Source organism: Lysinibacillus sp. NPDC056220, assembly GCF_049315265.1.
Classification (GTDB): Bacteria; Bacillota; Bacilli; order Bacillales_A; family Planococcaceae; genus Lysinibacillus; species Lysinibacillus pinottii.
This window is the reverse complement of record NZ_JBMOXD010000001.1, coordinates 1,051,208-1,075,702: the sequence shown is the minus strand read 5'-3', so window position 1 is coordinate 1,075,702 and position 24,495 is coordinate 1,051,208. Positions and strand designations below refer to the sequence as shown.

The following is a 24,495-nucleotide window of genomic DNA, read 5'->3' as shown; positions in this document are numbered from 1 at the left end:
GTGGTGACACATGGAGCTGACGAATACTAATCGATCGAGGACTTAACCAAAAAGTTTGAAGCATTCAATGAACCGTTTATCCAGTTTTGAAAGAATAATTTCTTTTATAAAGGGTTTCAAGATACGAGTAGTTCGAGGAAGCAATGGAGAGAGGGAAGGAGCGTACTCAAGTACGTGACTGACTGAACGACAGAAGCTGACGAAGAAATGCGATGTATATTGAAAGCCGAACATAGTCTAGTGATGATGGCAAAGAGGTCACACCCGTTCCCATACCGAACACGGAAGTTAAGCTCTTTAGCGCCGATGGTAGTTGGGGGCTTCCCCCTGTGAGAGTAGGACGTCGCTAGGCAACAAAACAGTCAGCTGTGTGCTGGCTGTTTTTTTATTTGCAACTATTAGTAAGAAACCATCCAAGCATGAAAACTCTTTCTATGTATAGGTCCAATCATTCAAATTCTTTTTAAACTAAAGTTGCAGGCTAGTCCAATAATCAATCTTTATAACGAATTTAATAGTAATTAAGGTGAATCGTACATAAAGACAGTATTCACGACTTGTGAATAGACTTTCACCACCTAATTATACATGTCAGATGCACAATAGAAAGTACCACAACCATAAAAGTTCGGTAATCCAAAATGTTCGCCTATCTAGCAGGATTCTTTACAGGTATGTACCGAATCAGTAGTTTGCCTAGTGAATAATTGAAAAGTATTGTGCAAAGAAAAAAATCAGGTATTTCACCAGATTTATAATGCTAGACATATAGTGTTGACAAACATTAAGTAGGAGTCCATCCCAAATCCCATTATCTATTTTTACAGTAAGTCCAATTGTTTAAGTGCTTTATCCCCATTAATAGTTCAACTTGATTAATTGTTAGTTCATGGGCTGAACAATCTTGATGCAATATCAGGGTTATTTCGGGTAGTTAAAATTTTCCTCTGAATCCATCCTTCTTTATTTGTAACCATGAATTTATAAAAAATCCATTTGAGTAATTGAGTGTATTCTTTTCCTTACAATACGTCTTGTCTTTTTTTAAAAGATAGGGTTAGAGTAATTAGAAATGTGTGCGTTAATTACAGTGTATCTTTGCAAATTTAAATTTCTCCTTTCTTATAATTTAAGGATAAACAGTAAGTTAAGGTTATTGCCATTTAATTTGAGATTATAAATGGTTTCTTGAACAGCAGTGAAAAATGGTTTGATGGTGTAAAGAGAAAAGAAAAGTTTAAAAATGTCATGAAGACGAGTGGTATAACATAAGGTATGTATGTGTTCCTGGTTCTTTAAATTCTGTTTAATGTTATTTTTATGCTCGTATTAATAGGAAAAATCTATTTGTTGCTAGACACCAAATTTTGAGAATGCTATATTTATATGGTCATAGTATTTTTATAATTAGGAAAAAAAAGAATTCTTTTATGAAAGAGAGTTGTTTTCCTGATTATAAGGAGTGATGGAGTATAGAGCTAGACGAAGGATGATAGGGCCTATGGTAAAGAAAACATTAAAGCAAAGAATTGTAGACGCTTCAGTTGAGCTGTTTCAGCAGGATGGTTATCACAATGTAACTGTTGATCGTATCGTTGAATATATAGGGGCATCAAAAGGTGGATTTTATCATAATTTTAAATCAAAAGATGAATTGTTGTATGAAATTCATGATGTTTTTATTTCATATGTTATTCAACAATCACAAGATGCATATGACAAATACGATACGCCCATTACCAGGTTATGTGCGATGCTACAAACGCTGACGCAAGTATTTGATATGTATCAAGCACATATTACAATTTTTTATGAGGAAAGTCGTTCACTCTCAGAGGAGTATAGTGAGATTATTCATAAAAAACGAGATCATTATCTGGACATCTTGCAAAAAGTGATAGCAGAAGGCCAAGAAAAGAAGGTTTTTCGTACAGAATTGCCTTGTACCATTGTTACGATGGCGATTGTGGGGATGATTAACTGGACATATAAATGGTTTAAGCAATCCGGGCCATTAACAATGGTGCAAATTACAGATGTTTTTACGGACATGGTACTACGTGCGATTGTAACAGAACAAGCAATGGAGGAAGCAAAGCAATTTATGATAAAGGGGTAGCCAGTAGAAAACACTGGTTTTATTATTTGCTTTTACAAACCGACTAGTCGGTATTTACTTGAAGGGAATTATCTTTGAGCTAAATCTACTATGGCAAATTTGACATTAGGGGGATTAGGGATGAATTTTGAATTAACAAAAGAGCAAGTGATGATTCGAGACATGGTACGTGATTTTGCTGAAAAAGAGATTAAACCGTATGCTCGTGAGGTTGATGAGACATCGACAATGAGAATAGAAAGCTTTAAAAAGATGGCGGAACTAGGCTTATTGGGTATCCCGTTCCCTGAAGAATATGGTGGTTCAGGTGGTGATACGGTGTCCTACGCTTTAGCTGTAGAGGAAATTGGTCGTGCATGTGGGGGCACTGGCTTAAGTTATGCAGCTGCTGTTAGCTTAGGCGCTTCGCCAATTTACAACTTTGGTACGGAGGAGCAAAAGCAAGAATGGCTTGTTCCATTGGCAAAGGGTGAGACATTAGGATCATTCGGTTTAACAGAGCCTAATGCAGGTTCAGATGCAGGCGGTACACGCACTACGGCTGTCATTGATGGAGATGATTATGTTATTAATGGAGAAAAATGCTGGATTACCAATGCAGGATACGCTCGACAAATAATTGTAACTGCAGTAACGGGAAAACGGGAGGATGGCAAAAAGATTATTTCTTCTATTATTGTGCCAACGAATACTCCAGGTGTAACGATTAATTGTAATTATGACAAAATGGGTGTCCGTGGTTCTAATACATGTGAAATTGTTTTACAAAATGTTCGCGTTCCTCGATCCAATCTATTAGGCGATGAAAAGCGAGGCTTTAGCCAGTTTTTAAACACTTTAGATGGTGGTCGTATTTCAATTGCAGCTCTTTCTGTAGGAATTGCACAGGCCGCTTATGAGAAGGCACTGAAGTTCGCAAAAGAACGCGAGCAATTTGGTGCACCTATTTCGAAGCTACAGGCGATCCAATTTAAATTAGCAGATATGGCGATGGAAATAGAGCTTGCTCGTACGCTTGTACATAAAGCGGCATGGCTAAAAGATCAAAAGAAACCATTTGGTAAAGAAGCGGCAATGGCTAAATTATTTGCTTCTGAAATGGGCTTCCGTACATGTAATCAAGCCATTCAAATTCATGGAGGTTCTGGATATATGAAAGAATACGATGTAGAACGTCATTTACGTGATATTAAATTAATGGAAATTGGTGAAGGAACATCTGAAATTCAGCGTCTTGTTATTTCTCGCTTAATTGGCTGTTAATGATTTTCAACACATTGTGTCCGGGAGCAGCTTTGTGCTGCATAGAGCACTTCTTTCCGATACCGAGACACCTACTAAAAAATAGCTTAAATCCGCATTTATCTCATTGCTGAAAGACGTTTAATAGCATTAACAAGGGGGATCTTCATGGCAGAACTTGTGTATCAAACAATTGGTCAATTGCTAGATGAACAATCTAAAAAGTACCCGCAAAATGAGGCTTTGGTCTATGCAGATAGGAATTTACGAATGACTTATGAGCAGCTAAATCGTCAAGCACGATTGGTAGCAAGGGGCTTAATGGCTTTAGGGATTGAAAAAGGAGACCATATTGCTGTATGGACGACCAATGTTCCTGAGTGGGTACAGCTTCAATTTGGTACAGGCAAGATGGGGGCTCCAATCGTTACAGTAAATACTAATTATCGTGCTAGTGAATTGGAGTATCTATTAAAGCAGTCTGATGCCAAAACGATATTTTTAATTGAAAATTATCGAGACCATTCTTTTATCCATACACTTCAAGAGTTATGTCCGGAGCTTGAACATTGTGAACCAGGTAATTTGCAATCAAAGCGACTACCTTTATTAAAAAATGTTATTTTAATCGGCGAGACTAAGTATCCCGGTGTATTGAATTGGTCAGATGTAGTAGCAGCGGCCAATCAAGTAACAGAGGAACAATTAGAACAAAGAGAGCAATCTCTTCATTATAATGATGTGATTAATATTCAATATACATCTGGTACGACAGGTTTTCCTAAAGGTGTGATGTTAACACATTTTAACTTAGTTAACAATGCGGTCAACATTGCAGAGTGTATGCGTTTAACAGCAGAGGACCGCTTATGCATTCCTGTTCCATTTTTCCACTGCTTTGGCTGTGTTATCGGAACATTAGCTATTACAACTAGTGGTGGAACGATGGTGCCAGTACAAGAATTTTCACCTGAAGAGGTGCTAAGGACGGTTCAACAAGAAAAGTGCACAGCCTTACATGGCGTTCCAACGATGTTTATTAGTGAGCTTAATTTACCGAATTTTGAGTCTTTCAACCTTTCAACTTTACGGACAGGAGTCATGGCAGGCTCTAATTGTCCGATAGAGGTAATGAAAGCGGTCATTGAGAAAATGGGCATGACAGATATTACGATTTGCTATGGTCAAACAGAATCATCTCCAGTGATTACACAAACGAGAACGGATGATCCGTTAACGTTAAAAGTGGAGACGGTTGGCCGTGCCTTACCAAACTTAGAGGCGAAAATTGTTGTTCCTGGGACGAACGAGGAAGCACCCACAAATGAACAAGGGGAGCTATGTACAAGAGGGTACCATGTAATGAAAGGCTACTATAAAAACCAAGAAGAAACCGATCTTGCCATTGATCAAGATGGCTGGCTGCATACTGGTGATTTGGCTACGATGGATGAAGCGGGCTATGTCCGTGTAACCGGTCGTTTAAAGGATATGATTATTCGCGGTGGTGAAAATTTATATCCCCGTGAAATTGAAGAGTTTCTTTATACACACCCAAAAATATCAGATGTTCAGGTTGCAGGGGTTCCTGATCCTGTGTATGGGGAGGAAGCGGCAGCTTGGATTATTTTAAGAGAAGGTGAGCAGGCAACAGAAGAGGAGATTCGAGAATATTGTCGGGATAAAATCTCTAGACATAAAATCCCAAAACATATTTTCTTTATCGATCATTATCCAATGACTGCTTCAGGAAAGGTTCAAAAATATAAATTACGAGAAAATTTTGTCATGACCGTCAGATAAGGAGGGGCAGTGAATATGTTTAATAAAGTATTAATTGCAAATCGTGGGGAGATTGCTAGACGTGTTATCAGAACATGCAAGCGCCTAAATATTAATACGGTTGCTATTTATTCTGAGGCTGATGCTGAAAGCTTACATGTGAAGGATGCGGATGAGGCATATTGTGTAGGGAAACCGCCTGTTGCACAAAGCTATTTAAATATAGAACGTATTCTAGAGATTGCACTAGAAAATGGCGTCGAGGCTGTTCATCCTGGCTATGGTCTACTATCAGAAAATGCAGAGTTTGCAAAGCGCTGTGAAGAGGAAGGTTTAATTTTTATAGGACCAAGTGCTGATGTAATTGCTTCAATGGGAAGTAAATTAGAAGCACGAAAAACAATGAAAGCCGCTGGGGTTCCCATTGTAGAGGGTGTAGAGGCACCTATAAAGGATGCAGAAGAAGCTACTGAAATCGCTGAACGTTTAGGCTATCCAATTATGTTAAAGGCATCGGCAGGCGGTGGCGGTATCGGTATGCAACTTGTTGAAAATGCAGAGGAACTAGCAAAAGCATTTGAGGGAAATCAAAAACGTGCCCAGTCATTTTTCGGTGATGGCACGATGTACATGGAGCGATTTATTGCTAACCCTCACCATGTTGAAGTACAAATTATTGCTGATCATCAAGGCAATGTAGTTCCGTTATTTGAACGTGAATGTTCGATCCAACGAAGAAATCAAAAAGTAGTAGAAGAAGCACCATCACCATTCATTTCACAGGAAACAAGAGATAGGATGCTTGAAGCCTCAGTGAAGGCAGCGAAGCATATTGGCTATGTCAACGCTGGAACGATTGAGTATTTGGTGGATGAGAATCAAAACTTTTATTTCTTAGAAATGAATACAAGATTACAAGTAGAGCATCCTGTGACAGAGGAAATTACAAAGCTTGATTTAGTAGAAGAGCAATTAAAAATTGCTGCACAGCAACCTCTCTCATTTACAAAAGAAAGTATTACGAAACAGGGTCATGCGATTGAAGTGCGTATATACGCTGAGAATCCTTCTACATTTTTCCCGTCTCCAGGTACGATCACAGCTCTAGAATTACCAACAGGGGAAGGGGTTCGACATGAGTGTGGTGTAGAGACAGGTTCTGCAGTTACACCATTCTATGACCCCATGATTAGTAAATTGGTAGTGTGGGGAGAAACAAGGGACATTGCCTGTGAGAAATTAATCCAAGCACTGAAAACATATAAAGTGGAGGGTATTCAAACGAATATTCCGATGCTGCTGAAAACTGTTACGCATGAACAGTTTTTAAAAGGCTATACGACAACAAAATTTGTAGAACAATTTTATTTACCTCAATTAGCAGAGTCAAAGTAAGTATGTAATAGCATTCGCGCTTCACAGAGAGTGCGAATGCAAAATTAATGAATAGTAGGAGTGAGTGTTAATGGCAACAGTAAAAGCAAGCATGGCCGGTACAGTATGGAAAATCGTCGTAGCAGAAGGTGAAAAAGTAACAGCAGGTCAAGATGTAGCTATTTTAGAATCAATGAAAATGGAAATTCCGATTGCAGCCGAAGAAGATGGCGTGGTAACAAAAATCATCGCCAATGAGGGAGATTTTATTAACGTTGATGATGATATTTTAGAAATTGAATAAGAGGAGGCCTCTTAATGCAACTACCTAAGCAGGTCGTGATTAAAGAAGTTGGTCCCCGTGATGGCTTACAAAACGAAAAAAAACATATTACAACAGCAGATAAAATACAATTAGTGAATTTGTTAAGCCAAACGGGATTAAATTACATCGAAGTGACTTCATTTGTTCATCCGAAATGGATTCCACAGTTGGCGGATGCTGTCGAGGTTCTTCAAGCCATTAAAAGGAACAATGATATTACTTACGCGGCACTTGTACCTAATATGCGAGGGCTAGAAAGGGCGTTGCAGGCGGAAGTAGATGAAGTAAGTATATTTATGTCTGCTAGTGAAAGTCATAATCAAAGTAATATTAACAAAACCATTGACGAAACATTTCCTATTTTAGAGGAAGTAGTATTAGGAGCTAAAGCGTCAAAAAAGAAAGTTCGAGGCTATATTTCTACAGTTCTTGGCTGTCCCTATGAGGGATATATACATCCTGATAAGGTGCTGCGTGTTACAGATAAATTATTGGAGATGGGTGTAACGGAGATATCCCTAGGCGACACGATTGGCGTTGGTGTACCAACTCAAGTTGAGTTTCTTTTAGAGGAACTATTAAAAAGGTATTCCGCTGAAAATTTTGCTATGCATTTTCATGATACACGTGGCACGGCGCTTGCCAACATTATGAAATCTTTAGAGATGGGTGTAACCAAATTTGATAGTGCGCTTGGTGGTCTAGGGGGCTGTCCATATGCAAAGGGAGCTTCGGGTAATGTAGCCACGGAAGACTTACTTTACTTATTTGATGAAATGGGTGTTCAAACTGGTGTGGATCAACAAAAAATACTAGAGGCTGCACTCTTTATTGAACAGAAATTAGGCAAAGCTGTAGCTTCAAAGCAAATGGCGATTGTCCGTAATGAAAGGAGTGCGAATCCATTATGACTCAACTCGTTCGTTTTGAATTACTGGAGGGAAGTATTGGACTGATTACTCTCTTAAGACCAGAGGCTGCGAACGCGATGTCAGTACAGTTACTGCAAGATCTATCTGGGACGTTGGATCAAATCAACGGTGATCCAGCAGTGCGAGTAGTCTTACTAACAGGTGCTGGGGAAAAAGCATTCTGTGCAGGGGCTGATTTAAAAGAACGTAAAGGTATGTCTGATCGACAAGTGAAGCAAATCGTCCAGTTGATTGGTGCCACAGTCGCAAAAGTGGAGACACTCGCTCAGCCTGTCATTGCAGTACTAAATGGAGTAGCTTTTGGTGGTGGTCTAGAATTAGCCTTAGCTTGCGACTTACGTGTGGCAGCAGAACATGTCAAGCTAGGTCTCACTGAAACCTCTCTCGGTATTATTCCAGGGGCAGGAGGAACTCAACGACTTCCACGTCTAATTGGCCTTGGGAAGGCAAAGGAATTAATATATACAGCACGTCGCTTAAATGCTGAGGAAGCCAAAAATTATGGCATCGTTGAGTATGTTCATGAGGCACATGAGGTAATGGAAAGGGCACAGCAGCTTGCACTAGAAATGGCAAAAAATGCACCATTATCGTTAGTACAGGCTAAAGTGGCTATGAATCAGGGGGTTGAGGTAGATTTAGCTACCGGTTTGAAAATCGAATCACTTGCATATAGTGCACTGATCCCAACTGAAGACCGATTAGAGGGCTTACTTGCCTTCCAAGAAAAGCGAGCACCACAATATTCAGGAAAATAAGTAAGAGAATCCAATCAGATTAATCACTCTGACTGAAATCTAAGTTGATTTTTTTGCGCATTGACAAAGGGAATAGGGGCGCTAAAAAAAATAATTTGGCGTAATTGAATGGGCAAAGGGAGGAAATAAAATGAGCAATATTTCAACAGAAAACACGCCACCTACAATGAAAGATAAAATTCTTTCTGGCGGTTTACCAAAATATCATGATAAAAATGCACAGCAAGGGAAGCTATTTGTACGTGAACGACTTGAATTATTATTAGATGATGGTCTTCAATCAGAGGATGGCCTCTATGCAAACTGTTTGGCAGGCGACTTACCTGCTGATGGTGTCGTCACAGGGATTGGTAAAATTCATGGTCGTACCGTTTGTATATTAGCTAATGACTCAACGATTAAAGCAGGATCATGGGGAAAACGTACCGTTGAAAAGATGATTCGTATTCAAGAAACTGCAGAAAAACTTAACTGTCCGTTACTATATTTAGTCGATTCAGCAGGGGCACGTATTACAGATCAGTTAGAAATGTTCCCAGGTAGAAGGGGTGCTGGTCGCATTTTCTACAACCAAGTCAAGTTATCAGGTAAAGTACCACAAATTTGTTTACTATTTGGTCCGTCCGCGGCAGGTGGCGCCTACATTCCTGCATTTTGTGATATCGTTGTCATGGTTGAAGGGAACGCATCCATGTATTTAGGATCTCCTCGAATGGCTGAAATGGTTATTGGAGAGAAAGTAGATTTAGAAACGATGGGTGGCGCAAAAATGCACTGTTCAGTTTCCGGCTGTGGAGATGTGCTTGCCAAAACAGAACAAGAGGCCATTGCCTATGCTCGTAAATATTTAGGCTATTTCCCTAATAACTACGCTGAACGTAGCAAGGTGGAGGTACCTAAGCCACCTGCTACATTCGATAAATCGATTGAGGAATTGATACCACAAAATCAAAACGTTCCTTTTGATATGTATAAGCTAATTGAACGTATTATTGATGAAGATTCGTTTTGTGAGGTGAAGAAATTATTTGCACCGGAATTAATTACTGGTCTAGCACGTATTAATGGGCAATCAGTAGGAATTATAGCGAATCAGCCTCGCGTTAAGGGAGGCGTACTATTCCACGATTCTGCGGATAAAGCGGCTAAGTTCATTTCTCTTTGTGATGCTTTCAATATACCGCTTCTATTTTTAGCGGACGTCCCAGGCTTTATGATCGGCACACAGGTCGAAAAAGCTGGGATTATCCGTCATGGCGCAAAAATGATTTTTGCGATGAGTGAAGCAACTGTTCCAAAGCTAACAGTCATTGTTCGTAAAGCATATGGAGCTGGTTTATATGCCATGGCTGGTCCTGCCTTTGAGCCAGACTGCTGTATCGCATTATCAAATGCTCAAATTGCAGTAATGGGTCCAGAAGCTGCAGTCAATGCAGTTTATGCCAATAAAATTGCTGAGCTTCCAAAAGAAGAGCAAGCAAGCTTTATTGCTGAAAAACGAAAAGAGTACCAAGAGGAGATAGATGTGTATCGATTAGCATCAGAACTAATTATTGATGATGTAATTGAGCCAAATGATTTACGTAAGGTGCTTGAAAATCGTTTAGAGCTTTACATGTCAAAATACTTACTTTTCTCACAGCGTAAGCATGGGGTAAACCCAGTATAAATACTTACTGGGAAGGCTGTCTCTCTATCAGGAGGCAGTCTTTTTTAGTTGATAAAAATTTAACAGCTACTTGCATGGTGTAGAGGAGCATATTAAAATATGGGAAGGAATAAAGGGAAGAGGGTGTTTAGCATGTCTAAAAACAACATAACGGATGTTCAAGGTAATGCCAAGCTCCCATTACCATATCGAGATGTTATTGATACATATTATTTGCCAATAAAAATAGTGGGTTGGATGTTATTTAGCATCTATTCTTGTTTGGCTTTTTATAAATTGGTGATTGATCGCTTAGTTAATGTAGTCGTTATATTATGGAAAGGTGATTATTCAGTCGGTGATTTAGGGCTGTTTGATTACAGCAGTTGGCGATTAACTACTAATTTTATTCCCTTTGAAACGATATTCCGCTATATTAACTACTCTCAGTATTTTAATTGGGATACAATAATTATTAACTTACTTGGTAACTTATTAATTTTCACCCCTATGGGCTTTTTACTGCCATTACTATCGAAGAAATTCCGCAAAGCAGGCGTTATACTTTGCTTAGGCTTTTTTTCCAGCCTTAGCGTGGAAACTATTCAATTTATTTTTACAGTAGGCTCTGCCGATATTGATGATTTAATTTTAAATACAATTGGTGCATGGCTCGGGTATTTAGCTTATAAGGGGCTATTGCTTACACCGAAAAAATGAGAAAACAGCCAGTTACCCCGTAAAAGGTTTAGACATCAATCTAACTTTTATGGGGGTTTTTTTTATTTATTAACACTATTTATTTTGTGTAAATGGTAGTAATTTTTATTGAAATCGAAATGAAAGTAATAAACGACTGAGGAGTATATTCTAAGATAGTGGGTATTTTAACCTAAAAATGATATTAATTTTTGCTTCTTTAGGTGGTTAGTAGTCATTTATGCTTGAATTTAATAATGAAAATTCCGATAATAAGTGTATAGAAGCTGTTTCGGAGGAATAGATTTTGTCATAAAAGATGTTCATATCTAGTAACAAGTTAGCATATGAAGATAGAAGGATGAGGTGAAAACTATGAAAATATATAATTCAATGGAGCAAGAGAGATTATCGTCCCCATTTAATCGTAAAAAGTTTCTGCAACGTAAAGAAGCGGGAGATGCATATCGAAAGAATGCCATGTATTTTCAGCCAAAGAAAAATCCATTATTGCTGGAACTTGAAAACCTACTATTAGGGCGCACAGATCAAGATTTATACGAGCAGCAACAAGAAGATACAGAAGTAGTAACACCCCAACAGCAGGCCATTATGGATGATTTGCAGCAGACTTCAAAGAATGTCCATGCACATGAGCAGGCTTATAAATGGGCAAGTGGTAATCATGACGGAGCACCTGTTGTAAATAATCCGGATTTGAATGATACGTTACAGGTTTTAGAGCAAATGCGAAATGCAGCATTATCATCGTCAAAGCCATCTGCTCAAGATGTAAGGTTAGCAGAAAACGTGAATGCTCAAATTCAGCATATTCTACATGAAGTTAACTCAACAGATGAACAGGACCAACCTTTTGTCAATGAAGTGACTACAGTTAAGGTTCCTGAACGTTTCTCGAAGGAATTGAAATTGGACCCATTTGCAGATACAATTTTCCGTAAGAGCCATGATGCTACTTTAAAATTGAGAGCCTTCAAACAGGCATCTGAAAAGTATGCAGCACATGTTCAAATGACGAAGAATGGCTATCGTCCAGGAAATGATTCGATGTTCTCTTTGATAGCCTAATGTTGTAGATAGGAGATTACGGTTATGGCGAAGGCAAAGCATGCCAAAACAAATGCGATAAGATTATTAGAGCAGCAAAAAATCCAATTTGATGTGATGGAATATGAAATTGGAGACGGTCAAGTAGACGGTGTATCTGTTGCCGAAAAAATTGGTCAGCCGGTTACCCGTGTTTTTAAAACATTAGTAGCAAAGGCAAGTGCACAAAAGCTATTTGTATTTGTTATTCCAGTGGCTGAGGAACTGGATTTAAAGGCTGCCGCAAAGGTAGTTGGAGAAAAGAAAATTGATATGCTACCTGTAAAAGATTTACTTAACTATACAGGATATGTCCGTGGTGGATGCTCGCCTGTAGGCATGAAAAAATTGTATCCTACGGTAATCGATAAAACTGCTCAACAACAAGGCAGTATTATTGTAAGTGCAGGGAAAATAGGTATGCAAATCCATGTTCAACTTAATGATTTGAAGAATATTACAAAGGCCCAGCTTGCGCCAATTACAACTATCCATTAGTGAAAAATGGGTAGTTTTTTATTTTAATAGAATAGGGTTATCCATCCTTCCATTTACAAGCACGATTTCACGATATTTGCAGAAAACATGATACAGTTAGAGCGTTATCAAATATAAAGAGAGGGATAGGGAATGCGCAAAATAATGGGGTGGCGCTGGACATTTTTTATTGGCGGCTTGATTGTGATGTCATTGGGGATTACGATGTCTATTAAAGGGAAGATAATTGGAACGAGCCCTTGGGATGTCTTGCATGTAGGGTTATTTCAAAACTTTGGATTAACGATTGGTACATGGTCTATATTAACAGGTCTTTTTATTGTCGCATCTACATCAATTGTATTGCGTGAGTGGCCTAAAATTGGTACATGGCTGAATATGCTACTAATCGGTTCATTCATCGATGTATTTAACTGGCTATTGCCTTCAACAGATGTGTATGGTCTGCAAATGACATACTTTACCATTGGTTTATTTGTCTTAAGCTTTGGCTGTGGTATGTATATTGCTCCAAATATGGGTGCAGGCCCTCGCGATACTTTAATGATGATACTTGTCGAAAAATTTGGCGGAACTATTAAAACTGCGAGAATGGGGATCGAAGTTCTAGTAACTATTGTAGGATGGCTACTAGGTGGCCCGGTTGGAGTGGGAACAGTATTAATTGCTTTAACTTCGGGATATATTGTGCAATATTCATTACCTTATTGCCGCAAAGTATTAATGAAATGTATTGGTCATATTGAAGACATGGAGCCTTTTTATTAAACTGTAAAGCTACTTTTATCTGTTAAGGATAGGAGTAGCTTTTCATCTTTTTTAGTGTTCCTTCATATAATGCAAGGCAGAAACAAAAGGAGGAACGACATTTGAACGGAAATGTGACGTATTATTTTGGACATGCATTGACTGGGCAAGGTGTGAAACATTTATATAAAGAAATGATGGAGGAAGCGGAGCTAGTTTATTTTTTACAAGGTGCCTCCACATCTAAAGGATCAGAACTATTGAAAGAGCTAGGTTATTTTTATGTTAAACAAGGCTTTGCTGTCGAATGGTTTAAGCATGCGTTATTAGAGGAAGTAGTCGAGGCTGTTTATGTAAAGGGTTGTAATAGACTGTATGTCTGGGCATCGGAATGGGGTATTGGGCCAACATTACTTGGTACGAAGCATCGTGTTATGTCTTTTTATGATTGCTTGGAAGATATCCAGCTTGAGAAAATAGGAGAGCAACTTGCTGAAGCAGTACAGGAACGTACGGCTTGGCGTGATAAATGTATTGCCAAGCTAAATCAAGCTATCAAGCTCCACGATGATTGGGAGGTTGTGACGCAAAGCTGCATGAATTGGCAGGCATTAAATGAACAGGTGGAAAATTTAAAATCGGAAGTCTTCCAATCTATTGTTTTAAATAAAACGGGTGAGCGAACACACCGTTTACTTGGAACATTGACTCCTAGAGGGGCAGAAAATACAGTGGAAAGCATAACGAAAAATATATCGACAAGATTAATGATTAAAGGTAAACCGGGTACAGGCAAATCCTCCTTGATGAAAGGTCTAGCAGACGAGGCGAATGCAAGGGGACTCGATGCACAAATTATATGGTGTGGCTTAGATGCAGGATCTGTTGATATGGTCATTATCCCTGAACTAAATTTCTGTATCTTTGATAGTACAGAACCTCATATTTTTAACCCACAGGATGGTCGATTAGGCGATAAGATATTTGATATAGGACAACATTGTGCGCTTACGGAAGAGGCAGAATTAGCAATTGAGGAAGTACGAGCGTGCTATAAAGAAGCCATGCAAGATGCGATGGGCTACTCAAAGCGTTATGCAGAGGCAGAATATACAGTGCGGCGTTTATTGGATAATTGCCTATCTGCCTCTTTGTGGCGAGAAAAAACAGCGTCATTATTCGAAAGATTAACAAAATAATTTAGCTATAGGCTTGCTTATGCTAAACTAGGAACTAGAACTGTTTTCCTAGGAAAGGATGATACGCTTGTCAAAAGTATTGAATGCATTTTTAGACGAAAACCTACAAGCCCTACATGAACAAGGCTTATACAATGAAATTGATCCAGTAGAGGGTGCAAATGGCCCGATAATACAGGTACGTGGCAAAAATCTTGTTAACTTATCTTCTAACAATTATCTAGGCTTAGCAACGAATGAAGAATTAAAGCGTATTGCCAAAGAAACGATTGAAAAATATGGTGTTGGGGCAGGTGCTGTTCGTACCATTAACGGGACACTGGACTTACACGTTAAATTAGAAGAAAAGCTTGCTGAATTTAAAGGAACTGAAGCAGCTATTTCTTATCAATCTGGCTTTAATTGTAACATGGCAGCTATTTCAGCTGTTATGGATAAAAATGATGCAATACTTTCTGATCAATTAAACCATGCCTCTATTATTGATGGTTGTCGTTTATCTAAGGCGAAAATCATTGCGTTTAATCACTCAGATATGGATGATTTACGTGCCAAGGCAAAAGCGGCAAAAGAATCTGGTTTATACAATAAAGTGATGGTTATTACGGATGGTGTATTCTCAATGGATGGCGACATTGCTAAATTGCCGGAGATTGTGGAAATTGCCAAAGAATTTGATTTAATTACTTATGTTGATGATGCACATGGTTCAGGTGTAACTGGTAAAGGCAAAGGAACTGTGAAGCACTTTGGACTTGAAAAAGAGATTGACTTCCAAATTGGTACACTATCAAAAGCAATTGGTGTTGTAGGGGGCTATGTAGCTGGTAAGAAGAATTTAATTGATTGGTTAAAAGTTCGCTCTCGTCCATTCTTGTTCTCAACTGCTTTACCACCAGGTGATGTGGCAGCCATTACAGCTGCTGTACAAATGCTAATTGATTCTACAGAGCTTCACGATAAGCTGTGGGATAATGGTAACTATTTAAAAGCGGGACTAGAGAAGCTTGGCTTTAATATTGGTGAATCTGAAACACCAATTACTCCTTGTATTATTGGAGATGAAAAGCTGACACAAGAGTTTTCAAAACGCTTATTTGAAGAAGGCGTTTATGCGAAATCAATCGTATTCCCAACCGTTCCTAAAGGTACAGGTCGTGTTCGTAATATGCCAACTGCAGCTCATACAAAAGAAATGCTTGATAATGCGTTAGCAATTTACGAAAAAGTTGGTCGTGAACTAGGTGTAATTCAATAATACGAAAAGGCTACCTCCACAGCTGAGGTAGCCTTTTTTAAAACGAGCGCTTCGTTCCAATTAAATTCTATAAAGTGATCTTTAGAATAAAGGGGTACTTATTTTGAGCTAATTACATGCGCTTTTTTTAGCTGTTGAACTTCATGATCAGTGATGTTTAATGCCTGCAAAATTTCTTCATTATGCTGTCCTAAAGTGGGCGCTGCACTAGTTAATTGTCCCGGTGTGCGTGAGAATTTTGCTGGGAAACCTAATGTCCTCATTGGCCCAGCAGTCGGATGGTCATAAGACAAGACCATGCCACGCTCTAAAATATGGGGATCATTCAATGTTTGGTCATAGGAATAGATTGGGCTGGATGGTACGCCGTGCTCATCTAAAAGCTCCAGCCAGTAGGTCGCTGGATGTTTCGCTAATTCGCTCTCTATTTCTACCTCTAAAGCTTTCACATGTTGGGCACGTGAATAGTTAGTAATAAAGAGGGGATTGTCTAACCAATCAGGACGTTTGACAACCTTTGTCGCAAAGATTTCCCACAGCTTTTGATTGCCAGCACCTAATAAAATATAGTCATCCTGTGTTTTAAAGCCTTGATAGGGTGCGGATACTCGATGGGCAGTTCCTGTTCGTTCTGGTAATTCGCCTTGACCAAAGTAGGCAGCAGCCTCCCAAACAGTCCAAGCAAGCCCTGACTCTACTAAAGAGACATCTATATATTGTCCCTCGCCACTGCGTAGCTTATAAATATAGGCCATTAAAATAGATTGTAAGGCCGTTTGGGCAGCAGCAATATCATTGACAGCAAAGCCAACTTTTACAGGCCGACCCTGCGCTTCGCCAGTCATATGCATTAAGCCACTTAAACCCTGTGCCATAATATCATAGCCACCTTTTTGGCTATAAGGACCCGTTTGTCCGTACCCAGAAATAGAGCAGTAAATGAGTCCGGGATTAAGAGCCTTTAAAGTATCATAATCAATACCTAGTTTTTCCGTAACACCTGGCCGGTAGTTTTCCACCAGCACATCTACAGACTGGATAAGCTCTTTGAATAAAGCCAAACCATCTGGCGTTTTTAAATTTATACAAACACCTTTTTTATTGCGATTAACCATCATATACATATGACTTTCTTCATTAATAAACGGACCCATTGCTCGGGTGTCGTCTCCGTTTGGATATTTCTCGATTTTTATGACTTCTGCGCCCATATCTGCTAAGACCATCGTACAATAAGGGCCAGCTAAAACTTGAGATAAATCTACAACTTTTAAACCGTCTAATGCTTGTTTCATTTGACCTCAATCCCATCATTTTTGACTAATGTAATCGTACGTAACCCTTCGATGGAGGTTGTGCCTGCTAATGCAATGGAAACCTTTAATTCATCATAGATATTTGTCATGACTCTTTCGACACCCTGTTGTCCTTCAAGGGCTAGACCATAGATGAAGGGCCGCCCAATTGCCACAGCATCAGCTCCTAAAGCAAGCGCCTTTAAGGCATCCATCCCGCGATATACACCGCTATCTAAAATTATAGGGATTTGTCCTTTGACAGCACTCACGATGGAGGGAAGGGCATCAAGTGACCCAATAACACCATCTAATTGTCGGCCGCCATGGTTCGATACGATAATACCGTCAATCCCATTTACAATTGCTAGCTTTGCGTCTTCAGGATGTAGAATTCCCTTTAATAATATAGGGAGATTTGTACGCCGTTTTAATTCACGAACATGCTCCCAATTGAGTGTAGGGTGGAAGACATTTTGCAAGACGCCTTGTACATACGATTCAAATGAATCATTAGGCAAAGAAGCCATAAAGACAGGATCATTTATGTAATTTCCTTTTGCGTAGCCTAGCTTTAATGGTGAAAATTGATTGCGTACATCTTCTTCTCGCCATCCAAGCATTACTGTATCGACTGTTAAAACAATGGCTTCAAAGCCTGCTGACTCTGCTCGTGCGGCCATACTAAATGCAATTTCCTCATTTGTAGACCAATACAATTGAAACCATTTTGTTGCTGAAGGGGCAGCTTCGGCAACATCTTCGAGTGCATAGGTGGAGACTGTGCTTTGAATATAGGGCATATTTAATTGCTGGGCAGCGCGTACAGCGGCAAGTTCACCTTCCTCGTGAACCATTCCGTTCATGCCTACAGGTGCAAAGAGCAATGGTGTTGGATATGTTTTTCCGAATAAATTAATGGATGTATGAACGTTTGAAACATCATTTAAAAAACGGGGAACAATGGAGTACTTTTCAAAAGCTGAACGATTATTGCGTAATGTTTGTTCACCGCCAGCTCCTGAGCGAATGTAGCCGAATGGTCCGGCGGGAATTTTTTCCGCTACTGCTTTTTCTAAATCTGCAAAGCAAATGGGGAAGGGCGCTTGGGCAGTGATATTTTTTAAGAGTAGGTCACCATCAGTTGTATTTGTCATCGTTACTACCTCACTTATTTATTGAAAATAGGCTTTCTTTTATTTAAAAAAGCTTGAATACCTTCGTTATAATCATCAGAACTAAATGAATCGAGAATCAATTGAGCCAGTTCATCACTCTCTTCATTTTCACCATCCACAATAGCTTGAATTATTTTTTTACTACCTGCATTGGCAATAGGTGATTTCTTTAAAAGATGCTCTGCAAAATGCAAAGTGGCATTTTCAATTTCCTGCGGCTCATGAAGGGCAGTAATCAAACCAATGCTTTTTCCTTCCTCCGCTGTAAAAATGTTTGCTGTGTATAAAATCTCTTTAGCCTTCGCGACACCCACAATATTTATAAGTCGTTTAGTGCTTTCAAGATTATAGACAATCCCAATGTTCGCAGCGGTAATGCCAAGCTTACTCTTTGGTGTTGCCAATCTAAAGTCACATGCATTGGCTAACTCTAAGCCGCCGCCAATCGCTAAGCCCTGAATCATGGCAATCGTAGGATGTGGAAATTTATAGAGGACATCAATGGCCTTTAAAGCTAGATTATTATAGGCTTTAGCATTATCTGACGCATAGCGGATATCTAAAAATTCACTAATATCTGCGCCTGAGGAAAAGGCGACTTCATTGACACCCCGTACAATTAATAGCTTGATAGACATATCTGTACGTAACTCTTCTAGCTCGTCTATGATCGCTTGGAACATTGCTCTCGATAAAGAATTCCGTTTGTCGGGACGGTTTAACACTAGCGTTGCGATATAGCCGTTTTTCTCTACATAAATCTCAGTTGCCATGGATATCTTCCCCCTAGTCTTTCTTCAATTTGGCTGAAATGCGGTTGCCTATGGATTGTATGCTTTGTACAAGGATGATTAAAATAAACACCGTTGCATACATGACATCTACCTCGTAGCGTAAATGACCATAACGGTAAGCGAGGTCGCCTAAACCACCAGCACCAACCATTCCCGCCATTGCTGTTGCGCCAATCAATCCAATTGTAGCAATCGTTAAGCCTAAAATAATGGATGGGCGTGCTTCACGTAATAATACATGCCAAATGATATGGCGACGTTTAATACCCATGGCTGTGTAGGCTTCGATAACGCCAGAATCAACCTCTAAAAGCGCTGACTCCATCAGTCTTGCAATATAAGGAGCTGTATAAACTACAAGCGGAACAATAACGCCTTTAACACCAATCGTTGTACCGACGATAACCTTTGTAAAAGGTAAAATGAAGAATAGTAAGATGATGAATGGCACTGAACGGATAATATTGATGATTAAATTAAATAATTGATAGAAAAATTTATTTTCAAAGGATTGACCAGGTCGTGTTAAAACAATTAAAAGACCTAAAGGTATACCGATTAGAATGGAAAAGAATAATGAAATTCCGACCATTTGAAATGTTTCGATAATTGCTTTGCCAATAACCTCAGACCAATCATGAAAGAAATTATTCATGGAATTCTCCTCCTAACTCTTCAACAGTAACGCCATTCTCTGCAAAATAGGTTAGCGCTTTTTGAACAATGCTTGGCTCTCCGTTTAAATGCACCACAATATTACCGACAATGCCGTTTTTTAATTCAATAATATTGGCTGTTAGGATGTTTGGTTGTACATCATATACTTTGCTGACTTCAGCTAATAATGGCTTCCCAGTACTTTCCCCAAGAAATGTTAAACGAATGACGCTACCTGAAACATTTAGCTGCTCAATAAGAGAAGGAGTTAAGTTACGCTGTGAAATGGTACTTAAAAACTTTCTTGTAGTAGGGTGTTGGGGCTTTGCAAAGAGCTCAATAGCCGTACCAAATTCAACTACTTTCCCGGCCTCTAGAACAGATACCTCATCACATATTTTCTGAATAACATTCATTTCATGTGTAATCAGTAGGATTGTAATTCCTAATTCACGATTAATTTTTAACAATAGTTCAAGAATGGCCTCTGTCGTTTCAGGATCAAGGGCACTTGTTGCTTCATCACTAAGTAAAATCTCTGGCTCTTGCGCTAGAGCGCGTGCAATTGCGACACGTTGCTTTTGTCCACCTGAAAGCTGATTGGGGTAGCTATCTAGCTTTTCTGTTAAACCTACAATTTCGGCATATTTAGCCACACGATTTTGGACTTCTGTTTCGTTATAACCAAGTAGCTTTAAGGGAACCGCAATATTGTTATAAACTGTTGCTGTCTTTAAGAGATTAAAATGTTGAAAAATCATGCCAATCTTTTGCCGTGTTTGACGTAAGTCATGAAGTGAAAGGGTAGTAATATCCACATTATCAATCAAAACCTTGCCTGCTGAGGGACGCTCTAGTAAATTAACACAACGAATAAGCGTACTTTTACCGGCACCACTATACCCAATTACACCATGAATTTGTCCTTTTTTTACATGAAGATTAATTCCGTCCACTGCCTTAATACTGCCTTTTTTCGTCTTATATTCTTTTGATATATTTTGTAATTGAATCATCAGATTACTTGCTCCTTTCTTAGCTTCTAAAAAGCAAGAATCTGCGCGATTTCCATAGTGGACAATTGGCAGATTCTCAGCCTTATATCAGCTTTTGGCATGTATTACCAGCTAGGGATTACAGAACCTTTGAATTCCTCTTCAATGAATTGGCGCACTTCATCAGACTGGTAAGCCTCAACGAATTTTTTAATTGTTGGGTCATTTTCATTTTCAGCACGAACGACAATGTAGTTCACATATGGAGAGTCAGTAGATTCTAAAAGAATAGAGTCCTCTTGTGGATTAATGCCAGCTTCCAGCGCAAAGTTCGTATTAATAGCAGCTACATCTACTTCACTAAGCTGCTTAGGAATTTGTGCGGCTTCTAATTCTATGAATTTTAAATTCTTTTTGTTTTCTTCCACGTCACGAACAGATGCTGTTAAGTCCGCTCCATCTTTTAATTTAATATAGCCTGCCTCTTGTAAAACAAAGAGAGCTCGCGCTCCATTTGTTGGGTCATTCGGTAAGCCAAATGTTGCGCCTTCAGGAACGTCATCCAATGATTTATATTTTTCAGAGTAAATCCCCATAGGATTTAAAATTGTTTTGCCAACTGGTACTAAATCTGTATCGTGATCTTTATTAAAAGTATCGAGGAAAGGTTTATGCTGATAGCTGTTTGCATCAAGATCTCCTTCAGCTAAGGATGTATTGGGTAAAACATAATCAGAAAAAGATTTTAGTTCTACTTCTAGCCCCTTTTCCTTTGCGACTTTAGCAGCTACCTCTGCAATTTGCTCATGAGGTCCTGAAGTGACACCCACGACAATTTTATTTTCATCGATAGCGTCGCTTTTTCCTGTACTATCTTCTTTAGAGCCACAGCCCGCTAGTGCTGCTACTAATGTAAGACTTGCTAAACCTACTAAAAATTTATTTTTCTTCTTCATGAAAACTACCTCCCAAAATTGTTTTATCGGTTTTTTGAAAATAAAAAAACTCTCTTATAAATTAAGAGAGGCTCATGAAAAAAAGTCCTCTCTTATCTATCAAACGAATTTCGTTTGCAGGATTTAGCACCTTCCTTCATAAAAGGAGGTTGCCGAGCTTCATAGGGCCAGTCCCTCAGCTACTCTTGATAAGAGATTCATATTATATTTTTGTATTTCCGATAGAACTAATATAATTTATAGGGTATAGTAAGTCAATAAATATTTTTGAAATTTTTTATATTGTTATAATATTTTGTCGCGAAGGAGGGGGAAGAATGCCAGTAAGAGTTAATTATGGCATAGGTTCATTTGGTAAGGTGATTAGTGCACGTCTTCTCATGGGGACAGACATCATTGAAGGAATAGAGGCACTTTGTGAAGAGAATAATATTGATTCAGCAACCATTATTAGTTGTATTGGTAGTTTTCAAAAAAGTAGCTTTGTTTATTTAGTACCCGATGAAACCTCCCACATTAAAGTTCGATTTAGTGATGTGGTAGAGAAAGAGGGGCCACTCGAGTTTATCCAAGGTTCAGGAGTGGTTTGTAAGCGTGATGCAGGATATGAAACGCATTTCCATGGTTCCATGAGTGATCAATGGGGAGTGGTTTCAGGCGGTCATTTTATAAAGGGCGGAAATATCGTCATAACAGCAGATGTAGTACTGGCAGAAGTGCAAGGCATTCAGCATATCCGTCAGATGGATGATGAAACAGGTCACGTACAATTTTATCCATTAGAACATGGGTTAGATTTTCCAAGGAAAATTGAAAAATAGTAAGTCCTGTAGCTAGTGAAAGCTACAGGACTCTATATGGTTACATGTTAAAATAATTTCAATTGCTCAATTCTTTGGATGGCCTCTCGTAAACGTTCCTCGCTTACAAGCAAGCCAATACGCACATAGCCTTCCCCATATTGACCAAAGCCATTACCTGCGGCTACTGCAATATCAGCTTTGTCGAGCAATATATCGGCGAATTGTTCGCTTGTAAAACCTAATGGGACAGGGAGCCAGGCAAAGAAGGAGCCTTTTGGTGCTGTTACTTGCCAGCCAATTCTATGCGCTTCTTCGATTAGAACATTTCGACGACGCTCATAGGTAGCTCTTAGCTCATCTGCACATTCCTGTGAAGTTGTAAGAGCAATAGCTGCTGCTTGTTGAATAGCTGGAAATTGACTACAAAACAAATGATCCTGAATAAGATTAATCGCAGCAATTAAATCAGCATTACCAACAGCAAAGCCTATACGCCAACCTGCCATATTATAAGTTTTTGATAATGTGTACATTTCGATTCCAACTTCTTTTGCGCCATTGGCCTGTAAAAAGCTAATAGGCTTATTGCCATCAAATCCAATTGCACCATATGCAAAATCATGTGATACGATGATATTATGCTCCTTAGCAAAGCGAACAGTTTCTTCAAAAAATTCAAGTGTTGCTGTACCACCCGTAGGATTATTTGGGTAATTTAAGTACAGTAACTTGGCCTTTTCCTTAACTTCTTTAGGTAGGGCATCATAATCAGGTAAGAAATGATTCTCAGCAAAAAGTGGCAACACTTCAAAATTTACATCACCTAATACAACACCTGATAAGTAGTCTGGATAGCCAGGGTCTGGTAATAGCATTGTATCCCCTGGATTTAACACAGCCAAAGGTAGCTCAACAAGACCAATTTTTGTGCCACCAAGAATCGCTACTTCAGTATCGGGATTAATCTCCACATCATATTCCCGTTTATAAAAGTCGGCAGCCGCTTGACGTAGTTCGGCGATACCACGAAATGGCGAATATTTGTGGTTTTGAGGATTTTCAGCTGCTCCCTGTAATGCTTGAATAATATGAGTAGGCGTAGGCTGGTCGGGATTTCCTTGACCAAGATTAATCACATCGCGTCCTTCTTCCAAGGCATTGTTTACTTTTTGGACAAGCGCCGCAAAAAATTGAGTGGGTAATTGCTGTAGTTTTTTCGAGAATTCCATGCATGATCACCTTTTTCAGAATATAATAATTATTATTAAAGAATATGAAGCAAATAGTATTACTTTTTTTGTTAATTGTCTATAGGAGGAATTAATATGAAAATCGGTTGTATTCAGTTAAACATTGGCTTCGGCAAAGTAGAAGAAAATTTTACACGGGCGGAGGACAAGATTCGTGAAGCAGCAAAACTAGGGGCAGAAATTATTGTGCTACCGGAAATGTGGAATACAGGCTACGCATTGGAGAAACTACCAGAATTGGCGGATGTTAATGGTGAGCGTTCAAAAGTATTTTTAGCTAACTTAGCGAAGGAGCTTAGTGTACATATTGTCGGTGGCTCCGTTTCCATAAAAAAGGACGACAAGTTTTACAATACGATGTATACATTTGATAACAATGGAGTACTTGTTGGGGAATATAGCAAGGCACATCTTTTTCGTTTAATGGACGAGCATCTTTATTTAGAGGCTGGAGATGATATGAATCGATTTGCGCTAGGACCAATTGAAGCGGCTGGTGTCATTTGCTATGATATTCGTTTCCCTGAGTGGTTACGTGCACATGCCCTCCAAGGAGCGAAGGTGCTGTTTGTACCAGCTCAATGGCCGACACCTAGAATTGATCATTGGAAAACATTGCTGCAAGCGCGAGCGATTGAAAACCAATGCTTTGTTATAGCAGTTAACCGTATTTCGAGAAAAGTAGAAAACTTTAATGGGCAATCGATGATTATTCAGCCATGGGGTGAAGTGCTTTGGGTTGGTGCTGAAGACGAGGAAGTTGCAGTAATTGATGTGGATTTCTCCATAGTTGATGAAGTACGTGGAAGAATTCCTGTATACGATGATCGTCGACCAGGACTTTATCAAGATGTTGTGGTGAAAGGATAATGAGATTGC

The 24,495-nt window shown here is 39.1% G+C and carries 23 protein-coding genes, 1 rRNA gene and 1 riboswitch; of the genes, 17 read left to right on the top strand and 7 right to left on the bottom strand.

Annotated elements, in window-relative coordinates; genetic code table 11:
* The first annotated feature begins 236 nt into the window (after positions 1-236).
* From rrf to ACOZBY_RS04990, 15 genes are all read left to right on the top strand, one after another.
* A 5S ribosomal RNA gene (rrf, locus tag ACOZBY_RS05060) occupies positions 237-352 on the top strand.
* Between the two features lie 1,149 nt (positions 353-1,501).
* A complete protein-coding gene (locus ACOZBY_RS05055) occupies positions 1,502-2,119 on the top strand; it encodes a TetR/AcrR family transcriptional regulator (protein WP_031418404.1) in 618 nt (205 codons plus the stop codon).
* Positions 2,120-2,239: 120 nt separating this feature from the next.
* The gene (locus ACOZBY_RS05050; protein ID WP_031418406.1) at positions 2,240-3,382 is read left to right on the top strand and encodes an acyl-CoA dehydrogenase; all 1,143 of its coding nucleotides are present in this window, start codon (positions 2,240-2,242) and stop codon (positions 3,380-3,382) included.
* Positions 3,383-3,529: 147 nt separating this feature from the next.
* Positions 3,530-5,164, top strand: a complete 1,635-nt coding sequence (locus ACOZBY_RS05045) for an AMP-binding protein (protein WP_036218137.1) — start codon at positions 3,530-3,532, stop codon at positions 5,162-5,164.
* Positions 5,165-5,179: 15 nt separating this feature from the next.
* Positions 5,180-6,538 carry an acetyl-CoA carboxylase biotin carboxylase subunit gene (locus ACOZBY_RS05040; RefSeq protein WP_036218140.1) on the top strand — a complete coding sequence of 453 codons (1,359 nt, stop codon included), beginning with the start codon at positions 5,180-5,182 and terminating at the stop codon, positions 6,536-6,538.
* Between the two features lie 70 nt (positions 6,539-6,608).
* Positions 6,609-6,821, top strand: coding sequence for an acetyl-CoA carboxylase biotin carboxyl carrier protein subunit (locus ACOZBY_RS05035; RefSeq protein WP_031418413.1), 213 nt, complete (start codon positions 6,609-6,611; stop codon positions 6,819-6,821).
* A 14-nt stretch (positions 6,822-6,835) separates the two neighbouring features.
* Positions 6,836-7,753 (top strand): hydroxymethylglutaryl-CoA lyase, encoded by a 918-nt coding sequence (locus tag ACOZBY_RS05030; RefSeq protein WP_031418414.1) that lies wholly within the window; start codon positions 6,836-6,838, stop codon positions 7,751-7,753.
* A complete protein-coding gene (locus ACOZBY_RS05025; RefSeq protein WP_207889609.1) occupies positions 7,750-8,532 on the top strand; it encodes an enoyl-CoA hydratase in 783 nt (260 codons plus the stop codon). Before ACOZBY_RS05030 ends, ACOZBY_RS05025 begins: the two co-directional genes overlap by 4 nt.
* Before the next feature lie 130 nt (positions 8,533-8,662).
* Complete coding sequence (locus ACOZBY_RS05020) at positions 8,663-10,201, top strand: acyl-CoA carboxylase subunit beta (protein WP_012292664.1); 1,539 nt, start codon at positions 8,663-8,665, stop codon at positions 10,199-10,201.
* A 132-nt stretch (positions 10,202-10,333) separates the two neighbouring features.
* A complete protein-coding gene (locus ACOZBY_RS05015; RefSeq protein ID WP_031418416.1) occupies positions 10,334-10,900 on the top strand; it encodes a VanZ family protein in 567 nt (188 codons plus the stop codon).
* Positions 10,901-11,254: 354 nt separating this feature from the next.
* A complete protein-coding gene (locus ACOZBY_RS05010) occupies positions 11,255-11,968 on the top strand; it encodes a hypothetical protein (RefSeq protein WP_099806404.1) in 714 nt (237 codons plus the stop codon).
* 24 nt (positions 11,969-11,992) lie between these two features.
* Entirely contained in the window at positions 11,993-12,484 is a 492-nt protein-coding gene (ybaK, locus tag ACOZBY_RS05005; RefSeq protein WP_031418419.1) for a Cys-tRNA(Pro) deacylase, read from the top strand.
* Positions 12,485-12,616: 132 nt separating this feature from the next.
* Positions 12,617-13,252: a YczE/YyaS/YitT family protein gene (locus ACOZBY_RS05000; protein WP_375827981.1), complete on the top strand. Its 636-nt coding sequence runs from the start codon at positions 12,617-12,619 to the stop codon at positions 13,250-13,252.
* A 101-nt stretch (positions 13,253-13,353) separates the two neighbouring features.
* Complete coding sequence (locus ACOZBY_RS04995; protein WP_036160713.1) at positions 13,354-14,430, top strand: nucleotide kinase; 1,077 nt, start codon at positions 13,354-13,356, stop codon at positions 14,428-14,430.
* 58 nt (positions 14,431-14,488) lie between these two features.
* Entirely contained in the window at positions 14,489-15,688 is a 1,200-nt protein-coding gene (locus ACOZBY_RS04990; RefSeq protein ID WP_012292670.1) for a glycine C-acetyltransferase, read from the top strand.
* Positions 15,689-15,786: 98 nt separating this feature from the next.
* Here the strand turns inward: ACOZBY_RS04990 and ACOZBY_RS04985 are convergent, their stop codons facing one another.
* The 6 genes from ACOZBY_RS04985 to ACOZBY_RS04960 form a co-directional block, all read right to left on the bottom strand.
* Complete coding sequence (locus tag ACOZBY_RS04985) at positions 15,787-16,983, bottom strand: CaiB/BaiF CoA transferase family protein (RefSeq protein ID WP_012292671.1); 1,197 nt, start codon at positions 16,981-16,983, stop codon at positions 15,787-15,789.
* Positions 16,980-18,140, bottom strand: a complete 1,161-nt coding sequence (locus ACOZBY_RS04980) for an alpha-hydroxy acid oxidase (RefSeq protein ID WP_031418424.1) — start codon at positions 18,138-18,140, stop codon at positions 16,980-16,982. Before ACOZBY_RS04980 ends, ACOZBY_RS04985 begins: the two co-directional genes overlap by 4 nt.
* Positions 18,141-18,154: 14 nt before the next feature.
* Positions 18,155-18,934: an enoyl-CoA hydratase/isomerase family protein gene (locus ACOZBY_RS04975; protein WP_036166791.1), complete on the bottom strand. Its 780-nt coding sequence runs from the start codon at positions 18,932-18,934 to the stop codon at positions 18,155-18,157.
* A 13-nt stretch (positions 18,935-18,947) separates the two neighbouring features.
* Positions 18,948-19,610 carry a methionine ABC transporter permease gene (locus ACOZBY_RS04970; protein WP_031418426.1) on the bottom strand — a complete coding sequence of 221 codons (663 nt, stop codon included), beginning with the start codon at positions 19,608-19,610 and terminating at the stop codon, positions 18,948-18,950.
* Positions 19,603-20,628 carry a methionine ABC transporter ATP-binding protein gene (locus ACOZBY_RS04965; RefSeq protein ID WP_012292675.1) on the bottom strand — a complete coding sequence of 342 codons (1,026 nt, stop codon included), beginning with the start codon at positions 20,626-20,628 and terminating at the stop codon, positions 19,603-19,605. The genes ACOZBY_RS04970 and ACOZBY_RS04965 overlap by 8 nt, the downstream gene beginning before the upstream one ends.
* A 104-nt stretch (positions 20,629-20,732) precedes the next feature.
* Positions 20,733-21,563, bottom strand: coding sequence for a MetQ/NlpA family ABC transporter substrate-binding protein (locus ACOZBY_RS04960; RefSeq protein ID WP_012292676.1), 831 nt, complete (start codon positions 21,561-21,563; stop codon positions 20,733-20,735).
* A gap of 89 nt (positions 21,564-21,652) precedes the next feature.
* Positions 21,653-21,758, bottom strand: a riboswitch (SAM riboswitch).
* Positions 21,759-21,880: 122 nt separating this feature from the next.
* Here ACOZBY_RS04960 and ACOZBY_RS04955 point away from each other — a divergent pair.
* Positions 21,881-22,384 (top strand): PPC domain-containing DNA-binding protein, encoded by a 504-nt coding sequence (locus ACOZBY_RS04955; RefSeq protein ID WP_422761630.1) that lies wholly within the window; start codon positions 21,881-21,883, stop codon positions 22,382-22,384.
* A gap of 47 nt (positions 22,385-22,431) precedes the next feature.
* Here the strand turns inward: ACOZBY_RS04955 and ACOZBY_RS04950 are convergent, their stop codons facing one another.
* Positions 22,432-23,595: a pyridoxal phosphate-dependent aminotransferase gene (locus tag ACOZBY_RS04950; protein ID WP_422761629.1), complete on the bottom strand. Its 1,164-nt coding sequence runs from the start codon at positions 23,593-23,595 to the stop codon at positions 22,432-22,434.
* Between the two features lie 96 nt (positions 23,596-23,691).
* On the opposite strand from ACOZBY_RS04950, the gene ACOZBY_RS04945 reads away from it, so the two are divergent.
* Positions 23,692-24,486: a carbon-nitrogen family hydrolase gene (locus ACOZBY_RS04945; protein ID WP_012292679.1), complete on the top strand. Its 795-nt coding sequence runs from the start codon at positions 23,692-23,694 to the stop codon at positions 24,484-24,486.
* Positions 24,487-24,495: the final 9 nt, after the last annotated feature.

Bases quoted from the DNA above. Each gene is read 5' to 3' on its own strand.
- ACOZBY_RS04945 (WP_012292679.1), top strand. From the start codon at position 23,692: ATGAAAATCGGTTGTATTCAGTTAAACATTGGCTTCGGCAAAGTAGAA.
- ACOZBY_RS05010 (WP_099806404.1), top strand. From the start codon at position 11,255: ATGAAAATATATAATTCAATGGAGCAAGAGAGATTATCGTCCCCATTT.
- ACOZBY_RS04950 (WP_422761629.1), bottom strand. From the start codon at position 23,595: ATGGAATTCTCGAAAAAACTACAGCAATTACCCACTCAATTTTTTGCG.
- ACOZBY_RS04970 (WP_031418426.1), bottom strand. From the start codon at position 19,610: ATGAATAATTTCTTTCATGATTGGTCTGAGGTTATTGGCAAAGCAATT.
- ACOZBY_RS04990 (WP_012292670.1), top strand. From the start codon at position 14,489: ATGATACGCTTGTCAAAAGTATTGAATGCATTTTTAGACGAAAACCTA.
- ACOZBY_RS05035 (WP_031418413.1), top strand. From the start codon at position 6,609: ATGGCAACAGTAAAAGCAAGCATGGCCGGTACAGTATGGAAAATCGTC.
- ACOZBY_RS05015 (WP_031418416.1), top strand. From the start codon at position 10,334: ATGTCTAAAAACAACATAACGGATGTTCAAGGTAATGCCAAGCTCCCA.
- ACOZBY_RS04960 (WP_012292676.1), bottom strand. From the start codon at position 21,563: ATGAAGAAGAAAAATAAATTTTTAGTAGGTTTAGCAAGTCTTACATTA.
- ACOZBY_RS05025 (WP_207889609.1), top strand. From the start codon at position 7,750: ATGACTCAACTCGTTCGTTTTGAATTACTGGAGGGAAGTATTGGACTG.
- ACOZBY_RS05045 (WP_036218137.1), top strand. From the start codon at position 3,530: ATGGCAGAACTTGTGTATCAAACAATTGGTCAATTGCTAGATGAACAA.
- ACOZBY_RS05020 (WP_012292664.1), top strand. From the start codon at position 8,663: ATGAGCAATATTTCAACAGAAAACACGCCACCTACAATGAAAGATAAA.
- ACOZBY_RS05040 (WP_036218140.1), top strand. From the start codon at position 5,180: ATGTTTAATAAAGTATTAATTGCAAATCGTGGGGAGATTGCTAGACGT.
- ACOZBY_RS04985 (WP_012292671.1), bottom strand. From the start codon at position 16,983: ATGAAACAAGCATTAGACGGTTTAAAAGTTGTAGATTTATCTCAAGTT.
- ACOZBY_RS05050 (WP_031418406.1), top strand. From the start codon at position 2,240: ATGAATTTTGAATTAACAAAAGAGCAAGTGATGATTCGAGACATGGTA.
- ACOZBY_RS04980 (WP_031418424.1), bottom strand. From the start codon at position 18,140: ATGACAAATACAACTGATGGTGACCTACTCTTAAAAAATATCACTGCC.
- ACOZBY_RS04965 (WP_012292675.1), bottom strand. From the start codon at position 20,628: ATGATTCAATTACAAAATATATCAAAAGAATATAAGACGAAAAAAGGC.
- ACOZBY_RS05055 (WP_031418404.1), top strand. From the start codon at position 1,502: ATGGTAAAGAAAACATTAAAGCAAAGAATTGTAGACGCTTCAGTTGAG.
- ACOZBY_RS04955 (WP_422761630.1), top strand. From the start codon at position 21,881: ATGCCAGTAAGAGTTAATTATGGCATAGGTTCATTTGGTAAGGTGATT.
- ACOZBY_RS05030 (WP_031418414.1), top strand. From the start codon at position 6,836: ATGCAACTACCTAAGCAGGTCGTGATTAAAGAAGTTGGTCCCCGTGAT.
- ACOZBY_RS05000 (WP_375827981.1), top strand. From the start codon at position 12,617: ATGCGCAAAATAATGGGGTGGCGCTGGACATTTTTTATTGGCGGCTTG.
- ACOZBY_RS04975 (WP_036166791.1), bottom strand. From the start codon at position 18,934: ATGGCAACTGAGATTTATGTAGAGAAAAACGGCTATATCGCAACGCTA.
- ybaK (WP_031418419.1), top strand. From the start codon at position 11,993: ATGGCGAAGGCAAAGCATGCCAAAACAAATGCGATAAGATTATTAGAG.